This is a genomic window from Rathayibacter sp. AY1C9 (assembly GCF_002932315.1).
In the GTDB taxonomy this organism is placed as follows: Bacteria; Actinomycetota; Actinomycetes; order Actinomycetales; family Microbacteriaceae; genus Rathayibacter.
Map to the genome: position 1 here is coordinate 1 of NZ_PSVZ01000007.1, position 17,813 is coordinate 17,813.

Consider the following 17,813-nt stretch of genomic DNA (forward strand, 5'->3'; position numbering starts at 1 on the left):
CGCGCAGGATCCGCGACGCACTTGTCCCGGCCCCTCCCGCCCGCCTAGCGTGGTGCGTGAACGTTCACGCACCACGCTAGGCGGGCGGGCGGAGGGAGGGTCGCCGGGATCGCTTTCGATGCCGAGCGCCGTCTCGGTCTCGGCGAGCGACGGCCGCGGCCCGACCCGGAGGTCGCCGAGGGCGTCTTTCCGCAGGTCGCCGAGAGCGTCGTTCCGCCGGAACACGTCGCCGTCACGGACGGACGGAGCACACAGGCAGCGGCGCCTCTGAGCAGCTCGCCTTCGTCGGGTCGCCACGAGTACCGTCCCGGGTGGGGTGCCTCAGCGGGACTCTTCATCGGACGGGGTTGTCGGGACACTGCGAGCCGCGGGATCCCGCGGCCGGTTCTGCTGCGTGCGCGTGTACCGGAGAACCATCCCCTTTCGGGACGCGCGTGGTGGGTAGCGTCCGCCCTACTCTGACGGGATGGAACTGCGGACCGCGAAGACCCTCGGCATCCTCGCGATGGTGATCGGCACCCCAGTCGCCCTCCTCACCCACACGATCGGCTGGATCCAGACCGGCTGGGACCCGGCCGCCGTGCAGTGCCAGCACAGCGAGTACCCCGACGGGATCGACCTCTACTCCAGCCGCGTGTCGGGCGAGAAGATCCTCTACCCGCTCGGCCTGTCCTGCACCTACGCAGCCAGCGAGACCTCACCAGGCATCACCATCCGTCACTACAGGTGGGACGCCACCGCCCTCTTCACCGCAGCCGCCGCACTCGCTCTCGCGGGAACCGTCGTCGCGCTCAGAGCCGAACGCAAGCAGGAGCTCATCACCGAGTCGAAGGAAGAACGAGCGACGACATAGCGCAGCGCCCCCTCTGCCGGTCAACGATCCCGTAACGGGACGTTCCTGGCTCCAGGAGCGACAGTGACGTCACCCTCGATCTAGCGCCGGTTGCACGACGCTGATGAGAGCCAGCACGATCACCACGGCGGCGGTGACTGTTGCTGCCATGAGTGCTTGGCGAGCGGGCGAGTCGAAAAGCCCCGGCGCTTCGTCCGGCTCTAGGTCAGCGGAGTGAGCGCCCTTGGACGCAGCGGCGCGGATGGAACGGCCCTCCTGTTGCCCTTCGCGCACGCTCCTCTCAGGAGGAAGCTGGTGACGCAAGCTCGGGTAAGCCGTTGCCATGATCATGAGTGGAACGAGGACGACGAGAACGAGTGGTTCGTCCCACAAGTCGGGCCACGTGTTCAGCAACACGATCGCGACGACGACGAGCAGTAGCGCATAGGCGGATGCGTAACGCAACACCCGCGAACTGATGGACACGTGCTCAGTATGACGGCACGGCACGACCACCAGCCGACCCTATTACTGGTTAACAACCGCGGCCGAGAGGAGGGTCGCCAGACAGCAGGTGAGAAGCCTAACGATTCGATGTGGACCTGGCGCGCTCAGGAAGCAGATTCTCGGCGCAAGAGAATCTCCTGCAGGTCATGGATGCTTTGTAAGTCCGGGGCACGCCTCACCGTGTTCATGTAGGTAGCGATTACCGCGAGCGGCGCCGTAATGACGAGCAAGCCGACGGAAATCGGGGTAAGAGCCTGCGTGGAGGGGCCCCCGAAGAAAAGATTGCCCAGCAGCAGGCCTCCCGCGAGACCGGCCGCCAGACCGAAGTCAAAACTGGCCCGCGCTCGTCGACGCACTCGACGGCACACTGCCGTGATCATCTCTTCCAACTCCGCGCTCGATCGGTCATTCAGGTCCACGCGCGGAGAATACCCGCCTGAGACCTAGCGCGCTTGCCACTCGCCAGCCAGATCCTGGCATCGCTGAGCTGACGCCGCACGCGACAGCCCGGCGGGGGGCGGTGTCGCCCTGCTCTCGGCCGCGACGCACAGCGCGACTGAGATCAACACCCGCCGGCAGCGGCCCATTGAACGATCTCCATAAGGGTCGAGGCGGTGTCGGGTGGGAGACTCTGCGGTAGTTTCACGACCGAGGGTGGTCATGGTGGAAGTGCTCAAGGGCTCGAGCCTGCTCGCGTCGGGTGTTGTGATCGCCGTGATCTGCTCGCTGTTGCAGTTTCAGGCCGGCGTTCGTGCAGATTTGAATCAGACAGGGGGCCAGCTCAGCCCAGTCCTGCTCATGGGAATTCTGATCGGATTTGTCGTCTCAGCCGTCGGCGCGATTCAGCTGTTCCAGTGCTACGAACGGTGGGTCACCGCTTCCGCTAGCCGCCGTGCGAAGCCTGCGGACCTGGTTCCTCGGCGTAGGTGAGGTAGCACCGCACGACCGCGTGTCCCCCGCCACATGCGCACCGCTGGGTGCTACGTGAGACGCTGGGTGCTATGTGAGACGCTGACTGCTATGGGAATTCTTGCGAGTGTGTTTGGTGCTGGTTCCGATGAAGAGGCGGGCGCGGCGCTGTCGGGATCGGACGGTCTCGTCTGCGACATAGATCCGACCGGACTCTGGGAGCTCGAAGGCATCCTGACCTCGACACCAGCGCTCGAGGTTCCCGCGGCGCAGTACCAGCCGGTTGCGGCGACCGATGACTACGAGAGCTTCGTCATCGCAGTCAGCACCGGCCTGGGTGGCGCGCTAGACGCCGCAGGTGAGACGGGTCGTGCCGCCGCAGCGCGGCAGTGGGAGGATGCGTCGTCCGAGCTCGAGGGATGGTCACCCGAGCAGGTGCACCGCCTCGTCGAGGATCTCGCTTCGACACTCGCCTCAATCGCCGCGGCCGGTCAGCGCCCCTACCTGCGGGTGAGTGTCTGATCTGTGAACTGAGCTGAGTCAAGAAGTTACTCCGCTGGGACATCAACTAGATGAGGTGGAAGGTGCGGCGTCGGCTCAGTGCCCAGACGAGCGCGCCCGCGAGGAGCACCGCGCAGGTCAGCCCGGCGACGTGCAGGACGAGCGACGGCATTCCGTTCTCGGGGAGCAGGAAACCGTACGGCACCCACCCGTCGGTCGCTCCGCGGACGAGCACGACGACGACCCAGACGATCGGGTAGGGCAGGACCACCCACAGCCGGCGCCAGGAGAGCGGTCCGCGGTCGGCGAGGACGATCCAGTCGAGGAGGACGAGCGCGGGGAGCACCACGTGCAGGACGGCGCTGACCCAGGGCGGAGCCGTTCCGGTACCGGGAACGAGGGTGTTGTAGATCACGGCGACGACGATCGAGTAGGCCGTCGCCGCGCCGCGGACGTAGCTCAGCCACACCGGCGTCGGACGGCGGGCGAGCGCGACCGATCCGGCGACGATGAGCACCGCGCTCGCGAGGAGGCTGGTCTGGTTCGTGAAGTAGCCGAAGTAGTCGAACGGATTCGGATCGCCGGCCGCGATGCTCAAGGCGTAGGTGTGGAGGATCACCGCGATCGCCGCTGCACCGACGGCGACGCGAGCAGCGCCCACGAACGGGCGGGTCGGTGCCGGGGAACTCATCGGGTCAGCCTAAGAGCCGGTGGGCTTCTTGATGACCCGCGACAGACACTCCCCTTTCGGAACGGCGCTGCGCATTTCAGGCCGAGACGCGACCATGAGGCAACGCTAGGGCAGGCAGGGACCGCAGCGTGCACATTCAAGGCCGCGACAATGCTCAGGTGGCAGCGTGAACCAGGAGCTGGGCAGCCATGCCAGTGAGGACGATGAGCCCGACGCCCGTCCACGGGATCCACGCGCTGACCCCGCGCGGCCCGACTTTGAAGAGGAACGCCGCGATCACAGCCACGGAGACGCCGAGGGCGCCGAAGAAGCCGACCGCCATGCCCGCATCAGCCAGTCCGCGGTCGCAGGGCCTCGCGCTTGCGCACGAGTCCGTCGCGAAGCCCATTAGGACGCTGCTCACCATCGTCCACAAAGCGGCAGGTAGGAGCACGACGACACCGAGGCCGACCGCCCACCGGTTCGCTCGGTCGCTGGAGTCGTCCACGCCCGTCACCGTACGCCCTCCGAACCGACGTCGTCATAGCCCGTTCATCGGGGCGACGACGCTGTCCCTTCTCGGGTAGTCACACCGTGGTGTATAGGCTCGCAGCAGCCGGTCATCGGCTTCCCGTGAGGAGAGAGCTGTGCGCCCTGCCGGAGTGCTTGTCCTAGCCCTGAGCGCTGTGTGCGTCGCGGGAGCCGGCGCAGCGGTGATCGTCGGCCTCGCATCCTCGTCGTCGCAGAACCAGGCTATCTCGACGGCACTGATCTCAGACCTCGAGCACCGGAACGCTCAGAGCCTGGTCGAAGGATCGCCGCAGCTCACCGGCCTCGGCGTCCCGGAATCGACCTCGACGCCGGGGCGGCTTGCGGTGATCGTGGAGGATGACGCCCGGCTGCGCGTTCAGCGAGACCGCTACCTCGAGCTCGGGGAGTCCTTCACGGCGTTCGAGACCGACGTGTCGCTGGACTCGGTGCAGATCACGGGCGACTCGGCCACGGTGACGTTCACCGAGAGCACGACCCTTCAGCGGAGCCCGTACGAGACCGGCGAAGCGGCTCCGGAGTACGCCTACTCGTTCCCGCAGGAGGCGACGCTGCGCCTACACGCGGGCACCTGGTCAGTCGACACCCTCACGCACGAGACGGCGCACACCCCGGCAGACTTCCCGGAAACCGTCGCACCGGACGTCTCCCCCACCAGCTGACACGGCATCACTCCCCAGGAGCATCGCCCGGACCTGACCGGTGAACGCTCGAGACGCGGAGTGGCGGTGAACTGCGCAGCAGCATCCAGCTCGGATGACGCTCGGGCAGTGCGCAGGTGGCTCCACTGTGGCGGTGCGGTCGAGAAGTGGGGACTTTGCTGACGCCGCACGCGCCAGACCGGCGGGGAGCCGCCGGTGTCGCCCTGCTCTCGGCCGCGACCCGTAACGCGTCCGAGAGCAACACCTGCCGGCTCAGCGGCCCGCTGAACGATCCCCTACCGGACGCATGGTTGACGGTCCCATGGAGGGCGGCCGTCTCCACTAGACCTCTTTATCCGACTGGGGTAGCTACCCTCGAGCCCATGACCGACCAGCAGAACGATGCACGGTTGCGCGCGAGGCGGATCGCCGGTGCGACGGCGATTGTTCTCACCGTTGTCGCCGCGCTTCTCGTTCAGGCCGGCGCGAGCTTGCTGACCCTCGCCTCACCAGCCATGACGGACTGCCGGCCGCGCGAGATCCCGCTGAGCGCAGCAGCCTGGTACCTCGGCGCCCTGCTCGTTATCGGAGGATCCGTCTATGCGGCGGCGAAGACCGCGCGTGCGCTCACGTCGACCGCGCTCCCCTACGCCCTCCTCCTCACAGCGATCCTCGGAATCGTGACGTTCTCGGGACTAGCGATCCTCATCGCCGGGCTGATGGGCTTCGCGGAGATGGATGACCCTGGACCGCCTCCGACAGGCGGACCCGTCCTGCTCCTCATCGCCGCACTCAGCACACCTGCCTGGGCGCTCGGCGCATCCAGCATCCTCATGCTGTCCAAGAGACGCAGAGTGCCGTCTCGTCCGGCGGCGTCGCTCATCGCGTTCGCTGCCATCACTGCGACGAGCGTTGGTCTCCAGCTCGTCAGGTTCACCCTGACCTGCTGACGGTGATCACAGAGGTCCTCTACGAAAGGGGCAACGACGGTACCGCCACACGGCACCGATCATCGGCACCGCGGGACTCGAGAAGTTCCTGCTCAGCGACCCCCTTACGGGACGCCAGAAGCGATGGAAGCACGGCGGAGCGCGCGACGGCGTGGCGATGCGCTCGCTACGCTCACGGGATGTTCGGCCTCTCGCGTTGGCGCCCGCGAGCTGACGCGCGCCGTTCGCGCCGCGCTCGGTTCCGCTCCCTGCTCGCTGAGGCCTGTTGCGCGTGCTCTCACCCGTGGGTGGAGCACGTCGCGGATGCCGGACCGGCCGGCGGTCACGTCTGCTCGGAATGCGTCTACGAGCTCGAGCACGGGTTCAGCCACGGGCCGACCTGTCACCGACCGGTTCCGATCGACGTGTCGAGTCGCGCTGACGCCGCCGCCGCGACAGCAGCGCGGGGCGGCAGCGAGCGACTGGTCGGAGGAGGTCGGATGCGAGACGATGCAGAAGACCGTGATGACCCTTCGATCCCGACCCTGCGCGAAACGACAGCCGCTCTCTTCTTCGGGCTGGTCCAGCCCCGAGACGTGATCGCTCTGGCAGCGAATCTCGTCGCAGCAGGGAGTGACAGCGAGTCCCTTGTCGCTCTCGCGTCCCTCTACTCCAGCGCCACTCCCGCCGACGTCTTCGACCTCAGCTCGGCGGCACTCATCGAAGCGGGCGCGCGGCCATTGGATCGGGACGGTGAGGAGATCCCGCTTCTCGCGCTGCGCGTCGCATGCCGTCGTTTCCTCACCGGCGACTGGGATCTCCGCTCCTTCTCATCCTGGGTGCACGACCGGATCGGTCACGAAGGACCGGCAGCTGCGCAGCCCCTTGTCGAGGTCGATGACGAGCTCGACGCACGAGGCATCGGAGCCGGCGAGCGATACCGCCAGAAGGTCGCTCGACTCGCCGTCGCCTTCCTCGCTGACACAGAAGGACCGGCGAGCGAGAACCCCTAACGAATCCGTCCGGTGCACGATCCCCTTAGGGGACAGGTTCTCGATTATTTTCATCGTCGCGTCGTCAGTTCGGGGTCCTGACGGACATGTACAGAGTGAAGGCCACTCGAGCGCACAGGAGCAGATCATGACCACCGAACCTCACGACGCAGACAGCGATCGGGCGATGAACGCGCTCCTGGACGAATCGGCGCCGCCGACCCCACTGGCAGAGGCCGTCTCCGACTCCTCTCTTCGAGAGATGGTTCGCGGAGCGGAGTGGAACGCGCGACGCGGCCGGCGACAGGCAACGCCGCGCGCGCTCGTGATCGGAACCGTCGTCGCTCTCGCTCTGGGCGGTACGGGAGCGGCAGCAGCAGCGACGCTCTCCGGCTGGCAGCCGTATGTGGCGAATCCGGATTCCGTTGTCCACTTCACGCTGCCCAGCGGAAGAGAATGCGAGTTGCGCAGCGTCGTCAGGGAAGGCGACCCGGAGGACATCAAGGAGGCGCAGGACGTATTTCGCACCACCGACGTGCTCGCCCTCGCTGACATCGACGGCGAGCTAGCCCGGATCGTCGCTCGGGACGTGACTGTCCGCGGCGACGACGGCGACACCGTGGTGCCCGCGACCGAGTTGTACTCGGAAGACGAGCTGTACCGCCAAGCCGTGGTGGGTGCGATCACCAACGTCGTCTGGGACGAGCTCGAGGATAGAGGGGTGGTCGATCCCGTCACCGGCTCAGACCTCTCCACCGGAAGCCAAGACGACTGCGCACAGTTCACCCAGGCAGACCTCACCCAGTGAGCCGCCGCGACACGCGAGCCGATCGCGTCGTAGCCATCCTCGACGCCACAGCCCGTGACCTTCTGAACTACCTCGAACGCCGAGTCGGCACCGACGACGCTCCCGACGCGCTCTCTGAGACGATGACGATCGCGTGGCGCCGGTCGTCGTCCATGCCCCTGCCGGACGAGGACGCCCGCCTCTGGCTGTTCGGGGTCGCGCGGAACGTCGTCCTGAACACCAGTAGGACCCGCCGGCGCCAAGACCTCCTGGCCGAAAAGCTTCGCGGCACCGTCGAACCCATCGAAGTGACCGGAGAACCCTCCGACGTCACCCTCGACGTCCAAGCAGCGCTGAGCAAGCTTTCTCCGGAGCTGGCAGAACTGGTGCGGCTCGTGCATTGGGACGGCTTCTCTCTCAGCGAGGCGGCTCAGATCGTGTCCGTTCCGCCGTCGACTGCGCGCAGCCGTTACCAGAAGGCGAAGCGCGAGCTCGGTGACCTGCTGTCCTTACCGCCCTCGGAACGAGCACTCGGGTCTGCAGAGAAACGCCGGGTCTGACGCGCTAGCCCATGGGCTAGCGGGAGCCCGCCTTGACGATCGTCAGAGGACCTTCGTCGGCAGTTGGCGGCTCGAAGTGATCGAAAAATGCAGCCGCCACCTCGTCCGGCAGGGCGTAGTCGTCGGCGTGTTCGAGACGGCGAGTCCGCATCCTCTCCAGTGCGACCGACCGTGGCGTAGCGAGGTAGATCGTCTCGGGCACCACCCCGAGCTTCCCTAGTAGCTCCCGGTACTCCATCCGGGAACGGCGGGACCAGAACGAGAAGTCCAGCACGACGTCGACACCGTGCTCCACCAAGTCCAAGAGCTGACCGCGCAGCTCGCCCTCTATCTCTGCATGTACGTTCGCCGGTAACGGCATCGTTCGAATCCCTCGACGCCACGCTTCCTGGTCGAAGGAAAGACGTCTCATCCCGGCTGCTGCGAGCTCGCGCGCGACCGTCGACTTGCCCGCGCCGGCGGGACCGCACATCAAAACAACCCTGGTCATGGGGCGACCATAGCGTCGAGCGTCGGCAGCGTGTCCGATAGGCAATCCCCATACGGAACGGGCAGCCTCGCGCTCTTCGCTCCGTTGATGAGAGCCGGTGCTCTGGAGTTCAGGCGAAGTAGGGTGAGCGAAACGCGACGGGGGACGCCATGGGCCACAAACGATCGACCTACGGATTCAAGATCGGTGCGGCCTCGGTCGCGCTCATGGCCCTTCCTCTTCTCGGCGGGTGCGCGCAGGACACCACCGTCTACGACGACCCGACCGTGTACTCGGACTACGACAGGGCGCAGCAGGAGCAGGACGCACTCCCCTCGCTCGGCAGCGTCGGAGACAAGCTCGATCCCGACTCGATCCGGTTCGCCGGGTCCGTCGAGGGCCTCGACTTCTACTTGGCCCTACCTCGCGAGGGAGCCGGACACTGCGTCATCGTCAACGAGGGCGACGAACCGGTCAGCGGCTGCGGCGAGAAGCTGTCAAAGCAGAACGACTGGACGGTACAGATCCACCCCGACGACGCCGTACCGGACGACGCCACCGGCGACGGCTGGACTCAGCTCGGCAAGAACCTGTCGGTCCGCGCAAGCTGACAGCGGGAGGGCTCTCTCGCTGAACCACGGCACCCGGCGGAGGTCGGCCCGGCGACTTGGTGATCCGCAGAACGATCCCCTTACGGGACACGCGCCATCGAAGTGGCACTTTGTGCCGGACCCGTCGCGGGGCTCTGCGGCCAGCGAGGATCCGTGGTGTGAGCATCAGCATCGACGGAGAGCACTACCTACTTCTGCGAAGCGCCTTCTGGGCCGAGACGCCGGACGTCATCGGGATTTACGGCTGCGCCGAGCGTGCCCGGGAAGTGGCCGGTGAAGCAGTGGGCGTGCTGTCCGGTCCCGATCGGTGGGTTCTCGAGACGTGGAGCGGAGGTGAGCTGCGCAGCAGCGTTCAGCTCGGATGACGTTCGGGCAGTGCGCTGGTGGCTCTACTGTGGCGGTGCGGTCGAGAAGTGGGGACTTCGCTGACGCCGCACGCGACAGACCGGCGGGGGGCCGCCGGTGTCGCCCTGCTCTCGGCCGTGACCCGTAACGCGGCCGAGAGCAGCACCCGCCGGCTCAGCAGCTCGCTGAACGATCCCGTACGGGACGCGATTGGACAGCGCGGAGGTATCCGCACCCCCCCAAAGAGAGACTTGGTGTCCTAAGTGGCCGTATGGGTGGCGGAGGGTCTGGTTTCATGTCCAAGGGGCGGAGTGGTTCAGCCCCGCAACTAGGGGGAAACATGAGGCGTCAAACGTGGGCTGCAGCGGCAGGAGTAGCCGTCTTGGCACTCGCAGGATGTTCCTCGGGAGGAGCTTCCGTCGGCGACGCCCCCGAGGCGCCTCAGAGCACTTCGACGTCAGTAAGCGAAGAGGTTGGCGAGGCCGGCGGAGGCGACTACAGCACCTTCGAGGCGGCTGTCTTGTCGACCTACGCGGCAGCGGCGGCACGGGATTACGCCGCGATCTGCGACCACATCGAGCTGGACGAGCAGAAACGAATTGTGACGCAGAACTACGGCGAGGGCTGCCCTGCGTCGCTTGCAATCAACATGGGTAAGTGGGCCCCCGAGACGGCGGTTCTCACCGATGGATACACGTTCACGCAAGCCGCAACCGTAGTACCCGGCTCAGGCGCCGATGCTGCCCCCGAGGTCTACGAGGGCATTGACGAAGACCGGTTACGCGAGGCCGACGACCAAGTACGGCTTGACCTGTACCTTCCAGAGGAATTCGCGGACCGCCCCGCCCCGCTGTCTAACGAATACCGAGTCGGCCTCGCCTTCGAAAATGGCTATACGGACGCGCTCGTAGACGGTTTCAAGTGGGACGGTAACAGCTGGGTCATCTCCGGAACCGTCTGACGAGGAATCGACAAGAGCGCCATCGATGTGTGGTCGTTTCGCTGTCTCAAACAACACCGAGGGCTTACTCAGGATCTCTTCACAGGTGACTTCGGGGATCTGCGGCCGAACTACAACGTTGAGCCGATGTCGCCGGTGATGGTCGTGCGCGAGCGCGACGGGGAACGGTTGGCGCCGACCGTGCACTGGGGGTTCGTGCGGGTATGGGCGAAGGACCGTACGAAGCAGCGGCCGCAGCCGATCAACGCGCGGATCGAGACGGTCGCAACTGCCCTCGGAGCCCTGGGCACCCTGGTGGAGCTGTCCCTCGCTAGCTTGCGGGGAATCTTGCTGTCGGTCTTGGCGCTCTCGGACGTGCCGAACTCTCGATCGACGGGGCCTAGATGCTAGGACGATGGGCCGTGGCTGGGTGGCGCCGCTGGTACCGATGGCATCCTGAACTACACAGCTCGTGGGTAGACAGGTCAACGGAGGCGGACGATGGGCAAGGGCAATCCTGCATGGGGTCACGGATTTCATAAGGGGCGCGGCAAGGGGCGCATCGAGGGGGGTGCTATCGTCACCGCCGTGGTCGGCGTGGTCGCCGGCGGTTTAACCCTCGGACGTAAGTGGGTCGCGAAGCGGCGCGCGCAGTCGTCCGAGTCGCCCCTCGACTCGAGCCCGGGTGCGGAGGGTGGCTCGTCCGGGACTCGAACGAGCACCGATGACTGACAGCCGACAAGCTCCTTTCCTTTTCGGCGATGAGAACGAGACTCCTGCCGCTGAGCCAGCGATGAGTGACGCGACCCGAGCGAGAGTGCGGCAATCGTTCGCGGAGCTCGGAATCACGACGGCTCGCGAGCAGTTCGCAATGGTGGCTGAGCTGACAGGTCAGCAAATTGCGTCAGTGGCGGAGATGACGCAGAAGCAGGCGCTGTCGTTACTGCTGGGCTTGTCCCGTCGTATCGAGTCGGCGCGCACCTCGAGCAAGCAGGGCACGGGCAACGCCTGGGTCGATCGAGACGAGGACACGTGGATCGACAAGCTGTGACGGGTGCCGGCTAGGAAGCTACTCGGACTCTACGTGCGTGCCGATGAGCGACGGGAACGGATTCACGTCGAGCATGTCGGGCAGGGTGGCGAGGGTGAACACACGGCCGTCTGTGTCGCGAACGACGGGTCCGAGCGTGTCGTTCACTCGGGTCCAGCCGAGGCCTGTGAGGACGGCGAGGAGGGGGACTCCGCCGAGCCTGAGCGATTCGGCGCGGAGTCGTTCGAACCGCAGAGCCTTGTCACGGGCGGTTCCGCCGTCGTTGACGAGCTTGCATTCGAGGATTGCGCGGAGGCTTCCAGAGTTGTCGTAGACGACGAAATCGGGTGCCGGGGTGACGTGGAGCTCGAACCGCTTCTGAATGTCGCCTTGGTTGTGGCTTCCGGTGCGAATGTGCGGAATGCCGTTCTCGAGGAACAGCTCCTCGACGGCATCCTCGAGGAGGTTCCCGCGCAGCGTCGACGTCGCGTCGAGGAGCTGCCGGAAGGCCCCGCCATAGTGGCGCTGGTGAAGCAAAGCCTCGTAGGGCACGCCGTCGCGTGCAAGTTCGTGCACGCCTTCCCAGCCACGTTCGGTGTCGTACTTCTCCTGTTTGCGGTGGAGATCGCCGGGCGGGTCCCCAAAGAGGCTGCCGTCCATCACGGCGAGGACCGTCATAGCGATGAGCTTGGCCTGCTGCGCCGTTACCGCGGTTCCCTTCCGCTCCATCGCGTCCACCTTGCTGTGCGAGACAGCTCTGATGGACCGAGGCGCCGCAAGTAAGCCCGTCGATTGAGCGAACTCGTTGCCGGTGAGCCCGAGGATGGTTCTAAACGCGAGGAGAGTCCGAGGGTTCTCGAGGATCGTGTCCGCGAGCGTCTGTTCTGACACGTCGGTGAACGCTGCAGTTGCCTTGCTGGCGGCGGCATAGGCGCTCTGGAATGTGGGGAGATCGTAGAACTCCATTGAGTGCACGTAGGCGAAATCTGGGGCCAGGTGAGGGACGTATAGCTCGCGCGCGACGGTCGCGTAGATCTCTTGGTATTGCGCGCTGCCGTGGTTCTGGCTGATGAGCCGAATTTGGGCGACGCGCTGGTCCCAGGTCGCGGTGTCAACGATGCGGGCGACGGTCTCTTCAACGCTGGGCATCAGCCAAGGCCGAGCATCTGGCCGGGCACATCGCTGTCAACGTCGGCGGCGATGCGTCGCCGCGCTTCTGTGGCGAACTCTTCGTGCAGCTCGATACCGCCGGCGAGGCGTCCGTGACGGCGGGCGACAACGGCGGTTGTGCCGCCGCCGGCGAACGGGTCGACGACGGTGCCACCGACGGGTGACATGGCCTTGATGAAGAACTCTGCGAGCCCTTCCGGCATGGCCGCGGTGTGCTTCACACCACGGTGCTGGTTGTAGGTCTGGCTGACAGATACGACGTTGCCAGGATCGGCGCCGCCGTGGCGGTAGGTCCCGACTCGATCGCGGCCGAAACCGGCCTCCGTGGTGCGCCGGCCGTTTGTGTCGAGCCGGCGACGGGCGATTTCATCGTCCGTCGTCTTGTAGGGGACCCGGATCGCATCAAGGTCGAAGTACGGCTTCGCACCTCGAGCGAAGTGGAATACGTGCTCGAAGGCGTCTTTGGTCCGCGGGCCGAACTTGCCGGGAATCGCGTTGGGCTTCTGCCAGATGTACTCCTCCACCCACCGCCAGCCCATGTTCTGCAACGCGATCACGAGCTGGAACACGTAGGGGTGCCGCTGTCCGCGGAGGGGTCCGTCCTTAGCGACGCGGTTCTTGATGTTGATGACGAGCGAGCCGGTGTCGGCGCTGGCGTCGTACATCGCCCGCGCGAAGGGGAGAAACCACTCGACGTAACGGTCTGGGTGGATCCGGCTGTAGGCGCGCTGGTCGGCGTAGGGCGGTGACGTGAAGAACAGGTCGACGCTCTTCGCGGGCAGAGCCGGGAGCCAGGCGGACGAGTCACCCCAGGTCACGCCGTCCGCGAGGAGCTGGCGCAGCGCGGAGGCGGAGTCGGAGGGCACTGCGGGCGTGCCGCTCGGGACGACTTGGAGGTGCATCTTTCGAGGGTATCGACTACGCGAGGCGGCCACCCACGCCCCCGCCCACCAGGTTTCGCGGTCGCGGCGGTGCCGCCGACGAGTCACCCGCAACAGAATGGAGGCGTGTCGAATATCGAAGACCTCTTCAACGCTCAGCCGCCCGGCTCAAGTGACATCCTCAGCGTCCCGAACATCCGGCTTCTGCTGAAGCAGCAGGCGAACGTGCTGACGACCGTCGCGACGGGAGGACCACGCATCCAGAGCGTGAACGCGAGCTACATCGGAGACGCGAGGACCCTCACCGACAATCTGGAACGCCTCGGGCTGCCGCCGGCGTTTCCTTGGGAGAACCTCTGGGAGTGGCACGGTCAGTGGTCCCGTGAACTGCCGAGCTACGCGGAACGTCGTGCCCTGATTCAGGATCTCGCCAAGGCGACGCTCGAAGAGCTGACGGCACTCGAGAGCCGTGCGACCGTGCAGGACGTGGGTTCGACGGGAGCGCCGACCTGGGAGGCGGTGGATCGTCGGATTGATGCTCTGATTAAAGTGATGAACGGAGCGCGCGACCGAGACGACTGGCAGGACGTCGGTCGTCGCAGCCGCGAAATCATCATCGACGTGGCGAAGCTAATCGCCCCCGTCACGACCGTTCCGAAGGACACCGAGGCTCCCAAGGCCGGCGACGCGAAAACGTGGCTCGACCTGTTCCTCGCGGAGTATTCAAGCGGCAAAGCTCACGCCGAACTTCGAGTCTTCGTACGCGCAGCGTGGGACCTGGCGCAGAAAGTAACCCACGGAGACATCTCTCACACCGACGCCTTCGCTGCTGCGCAAGCGGTGGTCCTCGTGACGCGCGTCGTTCAACAGCTTCGGGCGGAGCAAGATGCCGAGACGCCTCCGCCGCCTCTTCCGGGCGACCAGAGCGCATGGTGATGGGTCTCCTCGTGCCCTTTCGGACCTCGCAAATGGCGCAGCACCTACCGGCACACGCCCCGCAGCCGTGAGCGCTGTGACCTGATGCGGGTCCTTCACTACACGACGTACCCGGATACGCATACGTTCGTCCGGGTGGACGAGGTCGGCCGGGTGATGACCGTCGCGCACACGGAGGCGAGAGCGCAGCCTGTCGCACTGCCGGGCGACTTCCTCGTGGGATTCTCCGTCGACTTGCTTGATCCCATTCGGGTGTCGGTGGCTGACTTCTTGGGCGGCGCCGACGTCGCCGGCTTGTGCGTGCACTTCGCCAATGAGGAATCGCCGCGGGTGTCGCCTTCTGCAAAGGTGAAACCCTCGGATCCGCTGCGGTGCGTCTCGTGTGCCGCGGTGACCTGGCCCTCCGCCGAGCGGTGCGAGGAGTGCGGGACGCGACAACCGGACTGGGATTGCGCGTTCTGCGGTCACGCGATGCCGCCGACTCTGCTGAACTGCGCCGATTGCGGATATCGACGTCCGGATCTGTGAGCGGCGCGATCGGCGCCGTGCAAGTCCGTGGACACGTCCAGCCGGCGGTGGGAGGGTGAGGGCATGTCGAAGCCTCGGACCAAGCTCGCGCGTGCCGCGCTGATCAGCAATGGCATGGTCTGGTTCGGGCTGTCGCTGATGCTCTTCTCCATCGCCGGCGAGCAGACCTATGCGGCCTTCACCGGGACGTGGTTGAACGTCCTCGGATGGGCGCTGATCGTCCTCGTTGCCGCCGGTCTGGCCGTGGTCGGTGTGATCGAGAACCGGAACATCCGCGCGGGGAAGAAGTACAAGCCGCGTCCTCGTAGCTGACTCCCGCTCGAGCGCGCGGCCGTTCCACGTGCTCGGGGGGGGTCGAGGGGGCTCTCCCCCTCGTGGGCCGGCACTGCCGGTCCGCCGCTCCCATTGGCGCCGGGTGCGACGATGGGAGCATGTGGGAACTGGCACACCGGACGCGCGCTGAATCGGCATCGACGGTTGTGCAGAGCAACGCGGCGACGTCGGCCGCGGCGATCGCGGAAGTGCGCGCTGCGATTCCGGAGGATCACGTCATCCTCTACGTGCTCCGGCTCGCGAACGGCTCGAAGTAGAGCACCCGGGCGGCTCCAAACCACTAGCGTTGCCATCCAGTCCTGAAGGTGATGGTTCCGTGATGGCAACAGCGTTGAAGCTCGTCGGGAAGTCAGTAGCGCTCGTCGCCCGCATCGTGGGCGCGGCGGTGTCCGCCGGACTGGCCTCACTGGGTGTAGGCAGTTTTCAGCAGCCGAATCCGGGGCCGCCGCCCTCGACCACGGACAATCGCGAGTATCGCCCGTAGAAGAAGATCAACGCGGCGACGTCGGCCGCGGCGATCGCGGAAGTGCGCGCTGCGATACCGGAGGATCACGTCATCCTCTCCGTGCTCCGGATCGCGGACGGCTCGGCGTAGGGGCTCAGGCCGTCCCGGCGAGGAGGGCGACGGCCGCTGCGGAGAAGAGGACAACGGCAGCCACGAGAGCGCCGCGGGCTCGGGCGCGCTTGTCGAGCGCGACCTCGGACAGCTGCTCGGAGTGGAGCTCGGAGTCGCGATACAGCGGCACGACACCGGCGGCGACGAGCGCAGCGCCCGTCACGGCCAGCAGCAGAGCGATCACGTCCCACATGCCGACCAACTTACGCAGCCGCGGGGGCGGCGCTGCGGCGGGGTGCGCGCTGCGCGGCCGTCGTGACGACGGCGGTCGCGCGGGTGAGGTTGGGGCCGATGGCGTCGGCTTCGAGGACACGGCCGGTGCGCCGGTTCTCGCCTTCGCCCCAGGCGACGGTGCGCTCGTAGCCGACGACGATCACGGCGTCTCCCTTGTGGAGGGAGGCGAGGACGTGCTCGCCCAGTTCGAACTTCGCTTCCACGAAATGCGTCGTCGGGGCCTCGTGCGGGGTCCACTCGCCGCCGCGGTATTCGCCGGTGTTCTCGATGACGCGCAGCTTCACGATCTGCACGCGGCCCGCTTGCACGGCTTCGGGGTCGGTGGCGAGGTTTCCGGTGATCGTCCTGGTGCTCATCTGTCGTCTCCTGCTCGTGCGGTTCGTGGGTCCCGTCGCCGTCGACGGGCTCTCGGTCGCGGGCTCGGCCGCGGGGGTGCGTGTGGGGTCCTCGGCGGGTAGCTCGATCCCCCAGGATGCGAGCGCTTCGCGCCGGGTTATTTCGACAGGCGGCTCGGACAGCGCTCTGCGCTGTTCGAGCTCGGCGCGGGTGACGTGCTGCCCGGGTATGCGGCGTTCGTCGCCGTAGGCGGCGCGGTAGAGCCGGTCGGCGTCGTTCTCCAGCCGGTCCACCTCGGCCTGCCGGTCCGCGAATCCGGCGAGGTAGCCGGCCCGGAACTCATCGCTCGGGATCTCGCCGCTCATGCGGCGTGCTTGTCGATGAGGTCGGGGCGGAATCCCGACCAGTGGTCCTGATCGCTGGCGACGACGACGGGGGCGGCGGAGTAGCCCAGCTCCTCCATGACGTACTCGAGCGCGGCGGGGTTGGTGGTGAGGTCCACGACGTCGTACTCGATGCCCTTCGCGTCGAGGGCTCGGTAGGTCGCGGTGCACTGCACGCACGACGGCTTCGAGTAGACCGTGAGCATCAGTCGGCCCACCCGTCCGACTCGTCGCCGCGGTGTGGGTCGTGCTCGTCGTTGAGTCGGGTCCAGGCGTGCAGCTCGGCCCACTTCTGGGCGGCGTCGTGGTGTCCTGCCTCGGTGAGGAGGTCGATGATCGGCGTCGCGCGCGCGCAGGTGAGCGTCGGGGCGATCGTTTCCGCGACGGCGGGGTCCGAGAGCGTGGCCGCGAACGTCGCCACGGCTGCCTGGTAGGTCGCCACCGCGTCGGCGGCCTGCTGCTGCTCGGTCATCGCTGGGCTCCTTCGGGGGTGTGGGCGTCGCCCTCGTCGTCGTCGGTCGCGTGCTGCGCGATCCAGAGGTCTGCGGCTTCGTCCCTTCCGAATGCTCGCAGGAGTCCGGCCAGCGCGTCGACCTCGGTGCAGTTGAGGCGCGTGGCCAGGTCGTCGGCGGTGTCCCCGTGGGAGAACACGGACGCGAACTCGGCCACCGCGTCGAGGAGGGTCGGCTTCTCCGGGGCGGGGCTGGTGGTGATGGTGTCGGACATGGCGTCTCCTCCTCGATGGTGGTGCGGGCTACTGCTGGGTGCGGGTGAGGGTGTCCACGAACATGACGCCCTCGGGGCCGGGGATCGTGGCGGTGTGCGCGAGTGCCCACCCGTTGCGGGCGTGGGCGGCAAGGTCCTCGTCGCGCTCCGCGATCTTGCGGAACTGGTGGCGCATCCCCTCCTCGGTGGCGGCCGGGACGAAGGTGCTGACGGTCGTGATCTGCTGTTGCATCTCTCTTCTCCTCCTCATCGTTTTTTTGCCGTGATTCTCAATCAGATTTGTCAAGCCAGCGGGGATGGTTTGGCTCGCCTGTTCTTCCTTCTCTCCCAGCGTTTTTTTGCCTGGAAGGCACGTAGTGCCGAGCAGGGTCGGAGGCGGGAGCGCAACCCGGAGGGCG

At 66.6% G+C, this 17,813-nt stretch carries 30 protein-coding genes; 17 read left to right on the forward strand and 13 right to left on the reverse strand.

The genetic code is table 11. The features are described from left to right. Window positions 1-466: 466 nt before the first annotated feature. A complete protein-coding gene (locus C5D09_RS06795; protein ID WP_104250056.1) occupies window positions 467-853 on the forward strand; it encodes a hypothetical protein in 387 nt (128 codons plus the stop codon). Between the two features lie 69 nt (window positions 854-922). Here the strand turns inward: C5D09_RS06795 and C5D09_RS06800 are convergent, their stop codons facing one another. Together C5D09_RS06800 and C5D09_RS06805 are read right to left on the reverse strand one after the other, a co-directional pair. After that, the gene (locus tag C5D09_RS06800) at window positions 923-1,318 is read right to left on the reverse strand and encodes a hypothetical protein (RefSeq protein ID WP_104250057.1); all 396 of its coding nucleotides are present in this window, start codon (window positions 1,316-1,318) and stop codon (window positions 923-925) included. Between the two features lie 125 nt (window positions 1,319-1,443). Next, the gene (locus tag C5D09_RS06805; RefSeq protein WP_146076581.1) at window positions 1,444-1,758 is read right to left on the reverse strand and encodes a hypothetical protein; all 315 of its coding nucleotides are present in this window, start codon (window positions 1,756-1,758) and stop codon (window positions 1,444-1,446) included. Window positions 1,759-1,999: 241 nt separating this feature from the next. Between C5D09_RS06805 and C5D09_RS06810 the strand changes: the two genes are divergently transcribed. Beyond that, window positions 2,000-2,269, forward strand: a complete 270-nt coding sequence (locus C5D09_RS06810) for a hypothetical protein (RefSeq protein ID WP_104250058.1) — start codon at window positions 2,000-2,002, stop codon at window positions 2,267-2,269. A 90-nt stretch (window positions 2,270-2,359) separates the two neighbouring features. Continuing rightward, window positions 2,360-2,770 (forward strand): hypothetical protein, encoded by a 411-nt coding sequence (locus C5D09_RS06815; RefSeq protein ID WP_104248174.1) that lies wholly within the window; start codon window positions 2,360-2,362, stop codon window positions 2,768-2,770. A 46-nt stretch (window positions 2,771-2,816) separates the two neighbouring features. On the opposite strand, the gene C5D09_RS06820 is transcribed toward C5D09_RS06815, so the two are convergent. Next, on the reverse strand, window positions 2,817-3,440 hold the full coding sequence (locus C5D09_RS06820) for a Pr6Pr family membrane protein (protein ID WP_104250060.1): 624 nt from the start codon (window positions 3,438-3,440) through the stop codon (window positions 2,817-2,819). 154 nt (window positions 3,441-3,594) lie between these two features. Further along, a complete protein-coding gene (locus C5D09_RS06825; RefSeq protein ID WP_146076580.1) occupies window positions 3,595-3,927 on the reverse strand; it encodes a hypothetical protein in 333 nt (110 codons plus the stop codon). A 205-nt stretch (window positions 3,928-4,132) separates the two neighbouring features. On the opposite strand from C5D09_RS06825, the gene C5D09_RS06830 reads away from it, so the two are divergent. The 5 genes from C5D09_RS06830 (at window position 4,133) to C5D09_RS06850 (ending at window position 7,877) form a co-directional block, all read left to right on the forward strand. Then, window positions 4,133-4,630 (forward strand): hypothetical protein, encoded by a 498-nt coding sequence (locus C5D09_RS06830; protein ID WP_146079436.1) that lies wholly within the window; start codon window positions 4,133-4,135, stop codon window positions 4,628-4,630. A gap of 362 nt (window positions 4,631-4,992) precedes the next feature. Beyond that, entirely contained in the window at window positions 4,993-5,559 is a 567-nt protein-coding gene (locus C5D09_RS06835; protein ID WP_104223345.1) for a hypothetical protein, read from the forward strand. Window positions 5,560-6,038: 479 nt separating this feature from the next. Next, entirely contained in the window at window positions 6,039-6,551 is a 513-nt protein-coding gene (locus C5D09_RS06840; RefSeq protein WP_104268914.1) for a hypothetical protein, read from the forward strand. 127 nt (window positions 6,552-6,678) lie between these two features. After that, window positions 6,679-7,338, forward strand: a complete 660-nt coding sequence (locus C5D09_RS17115) for a hypothetical protein (RefSeq protein ID WP_104338011.1) — start codon at window positions 6,679-6,681, stop codon at window positions 7,336-7,338. Further along, the gene (locus C5D09_RS06850; protein WP_104268916.1) at window positions 7,335-7,877 is read left to right on the forward strand and encodes an RNA polymerase sigma factor; all 543 of its coding nucleotides are present in this window, start codon (window positions 7,335-7,337) and stop codon (window positions 7,875-7,877) included. The genes C5D09_RS17115 and C5D09_RS06850 overlap by 4 nt, the downstream gene beginning before the upstream one ends. 16 nt (window positions 7,878-7,893) lie before the next feature. Here the strand turns inward: C5D09_RS06850 and C5D09_RS06855 are convergent, their stop codons facing one another. Continuing rightward, window positions 7,894-8,367, reverse strand: coding sequence for an ATP-binding protein (locus tag C5D09_RS06855; protein WP_219813054.1), 474 nt, complete (start codon window positions 8,365-8,367; stop codon window positions 7,894-7,896). Between the two features lie 149 nt (window positions 8,368-8,516). On the opposite strand from C5D09_RS06855, the gene C5D09_RS06860 reads away from it, so the two are divergent. The 5 genes from C5D09_RS06860 (at window position 8,517) to C5D09_RS06880 (ending at window position 11,293) form a co-directional block, all read left to right on the forward strand. Then, entirely contained in the window at window positions 8,517-8,957 is a 441-nt protein-coding gene (locus C5D09_RS06860; protein WP_104234410.1) for a hypothetical protein, read from the forward strand. Between the two features lie 158 nt (window positions 8,958-9,115). Beyond that, window positions 9,116-9,322: a hypothetical protein gene (locus C5D09_RS06865; protein WP_104268917.1), complete on the forward strand. Its 207-nt coding sequence runs from the start codon at window positions 9,116-9,118 to the stop codon at window positions 9,320-9,322. A gap of 362 nt (window positions 9,323-9,684) precedes the next feature. Further along, window positions 9,685-10,263 (forward strand): hypothetical protein, encoded by a 579-nt coding sequence (locus C5D09_RS06870; protein ID WP_146084493.1) that lies wholly within the window; start codon window positions 9,685-9,687, stop codon window positions 10,261-10,263. A 27-nt stretch (window positions 10,264-10,290) separates the two neighbouring features. Next, the gene (locus C5D09_RS06875) at window positions 10,291-10,653 is read left to right on the forward strand and encodes an SOS response-associated peptidase family protein (protein ID WP_374953802.1); all 363 of its coding nucleotides are present in this window, start codon (window positions 10,291-10,293) and stop codon (window positions 10,651-10,653) included. A gap of 313 nt (window positions 10,654-10,966) precedes the next feature. After that, window positions 10,967-11,293, forward strand: a complete 327-nt coding sequence (locus tag C5D09_RS06880) for a hypothetical protein (protein ID WP_146084492.1) — start codon at window positions 10,967-10,969, stop codon at window positions 11,291-11,293. Window positions 11,294-11,311: 18 nt separating this feature from the next. Here C5D09_RS06880 and C5D09_RS06885 read toward each other — a convergent pair whose 3' ends face one another. Together C5D09_RS06885 and C5D09_RS06890 are read right to left on the reverse strand one after the other, a co-directional pair. Beyond that, entirely contained in the window at window positions 11,312-12,421 is a 1,110-nt protein-coding gene (locus tag C5D09_RS06885; RefSeq protein ID WP_104268921.1) for a hypothetical protein, read from the reverse strand. Beyond that, window positions 12,421-13,344, reverse strand: a complete 924-nt coding sequence (locus C5D09_RS06890) for a site-specific DNA-methyltransferase (protein ID WP_104268922.1) — start codon at window positions 13,342-13,344, stop codon at window positions 12,421-12,423. Before C5D09_RS06890 ends, C5D09_RS06885 begins: the two co-directional genes overlap by 1 nt. A 105-nt stretch (window positions 13,345-13,449) precedes the next feature. On the opposite strand from C5D09_RS06890, the gene C5D09_RS06895 reads away from it, so the two are divergent. The 4 genes from C5D09_RS06895 (at window position 13,450) to C5D09_RS17445 (ending at window position 15,377) form a co-directional block, all read left to right on the forward strand. Further along, window positions 13,450-14,259 carry a hypothetical protein gene (locus C5D09_RS06895; RefSeq protein ID WP_104268923.1) on the forward strand — a complete coding sequence of 270 codons (810 nt, stop codon included), beginning with the start codon at window positions 13,450-13,452 and terminating at the stop codon, window positions 14,257-14,259. Window positions 14,260-14,394: 135 nt separating this feature from the next. Continuing rightward, window positions 14,395-14,787: a hypothetical protein gene (locus C5D09_RS06900; RefSeq protein WP_146084491.1), complete on the forward strand. Its 393-nt coding sequence runs from the start codon at window positions 14,395-14,397 to the stop codon at window positions 14,785-14,787. A gap of 63 nt (window positions 14,788-14,850) precedes the next feature. Next, on the forward strand, window positions 14,851-15,099 hold the full coding sequence (locus C5D09_RS06905) for a hypothetical protein (RefSeq protein ID WP_104268925.1): 249 nt from the start codon (window positions 14,851-14,853) through the stop codon (window positions 15,097-15,099). 119 nt (window positions 15,100-15,218) lie between these two features. Further along, window positions 15,219-15,377, forward strand: a complete 159-nt coding sequence (locus tag C5D09_RS17445) for a hypothetical protein (RefSeq protein ID WP_181065733.1) — start codon at window positions 15,219-15,221, stop codon at window positions 15,375-15,377. A 342-nt stretch (window positions 15,378-15,719) separates the two neighbouring features. Here C5D09_RS17445 and C5D09_RS06910 read toward each other — a convergent pair whose 3' ends face one another. The 6 genes from C5D09_RS06910 to C5D09_RS06935 are packed head-to-tail and all read right to left on the reverse strand — an operon-like array spanning window position 15,720 to window position 17,647. Continuing rightward, window positions 15,720-15,929: a hypothetical protein gene (locus C5D09_RS06910; protein ID WP_146084490.1), complete on the reverse strand. Its 210-nt coding sequence runs from the start codon at window positions 15,927-15,929 to the stop codon at window positions 15,720-15,722. Between the two features lie 10 nt (window positions 15,930-15,939). Beyond that, window positions 15,940-16,671, reverse strand: coding sequence for a single-stranded DNA-binding protein (locus C5D09_RS06915; RefSeq protein WP_104268927.1), 732 nt, complete (start codon window positions 16,669-16,671; stop codon window positions 15,940-15,942). After that, complete coding sequence (gene nrdH, locus C5D09_RS06920) at window positions 16,668-16,898, reverse strand: glutaredoxin-like protein NrdH (RefSeq protein ID WP_104268997.1); 231 nt, start codon at window positions 16,896-16,898, stop codon at window positions 16,668-16,670. The genes C5D09_RS06915 and nrdH overlap by 4 nt, the downstream gene beginning before the upstream one ends. Beyond that, window positions 16,895-17,161: a hypothetical protein gene (locus C5D09_RS06925; protein ID WP_104268928.1), complete on the reverse strand. Its 267-nt coding sequence runs from the start codon at window positions 17,159-17,161 to the stop codon at window positions 16,895-16,897. The genes nrdH and C5D09_RS06925 overlap by 4 nt, the downstream gene beginning before the upstream one ends. Next, entirely contained in the window at window positions 17,158-17,415 is a 258-nt protein-coding gene (locus C5D09_RS06930; protein WP_219812874.1) for a hypothetical protein, read from the reverse strand. Before C5D09_RS06930 ends, C5D09_RS06925 begins: the two co-directional genes overlap by 4 nt. A gap of 28 nt (window positions 17,416-17,443) precedes the next feature. Further along, a complete protein-coding gene (locus tag C5D09_RS06935; RefSeq protein ID WP_104268929.1) occupies window positions 17,444-17,647 on the reverse strand; it encodes a hypothetical protein in 204 nt (67 codons plus the stop codon). Between the last annotated feature and the right edge of the window lie 166 nt (window positions 17,648-17,813).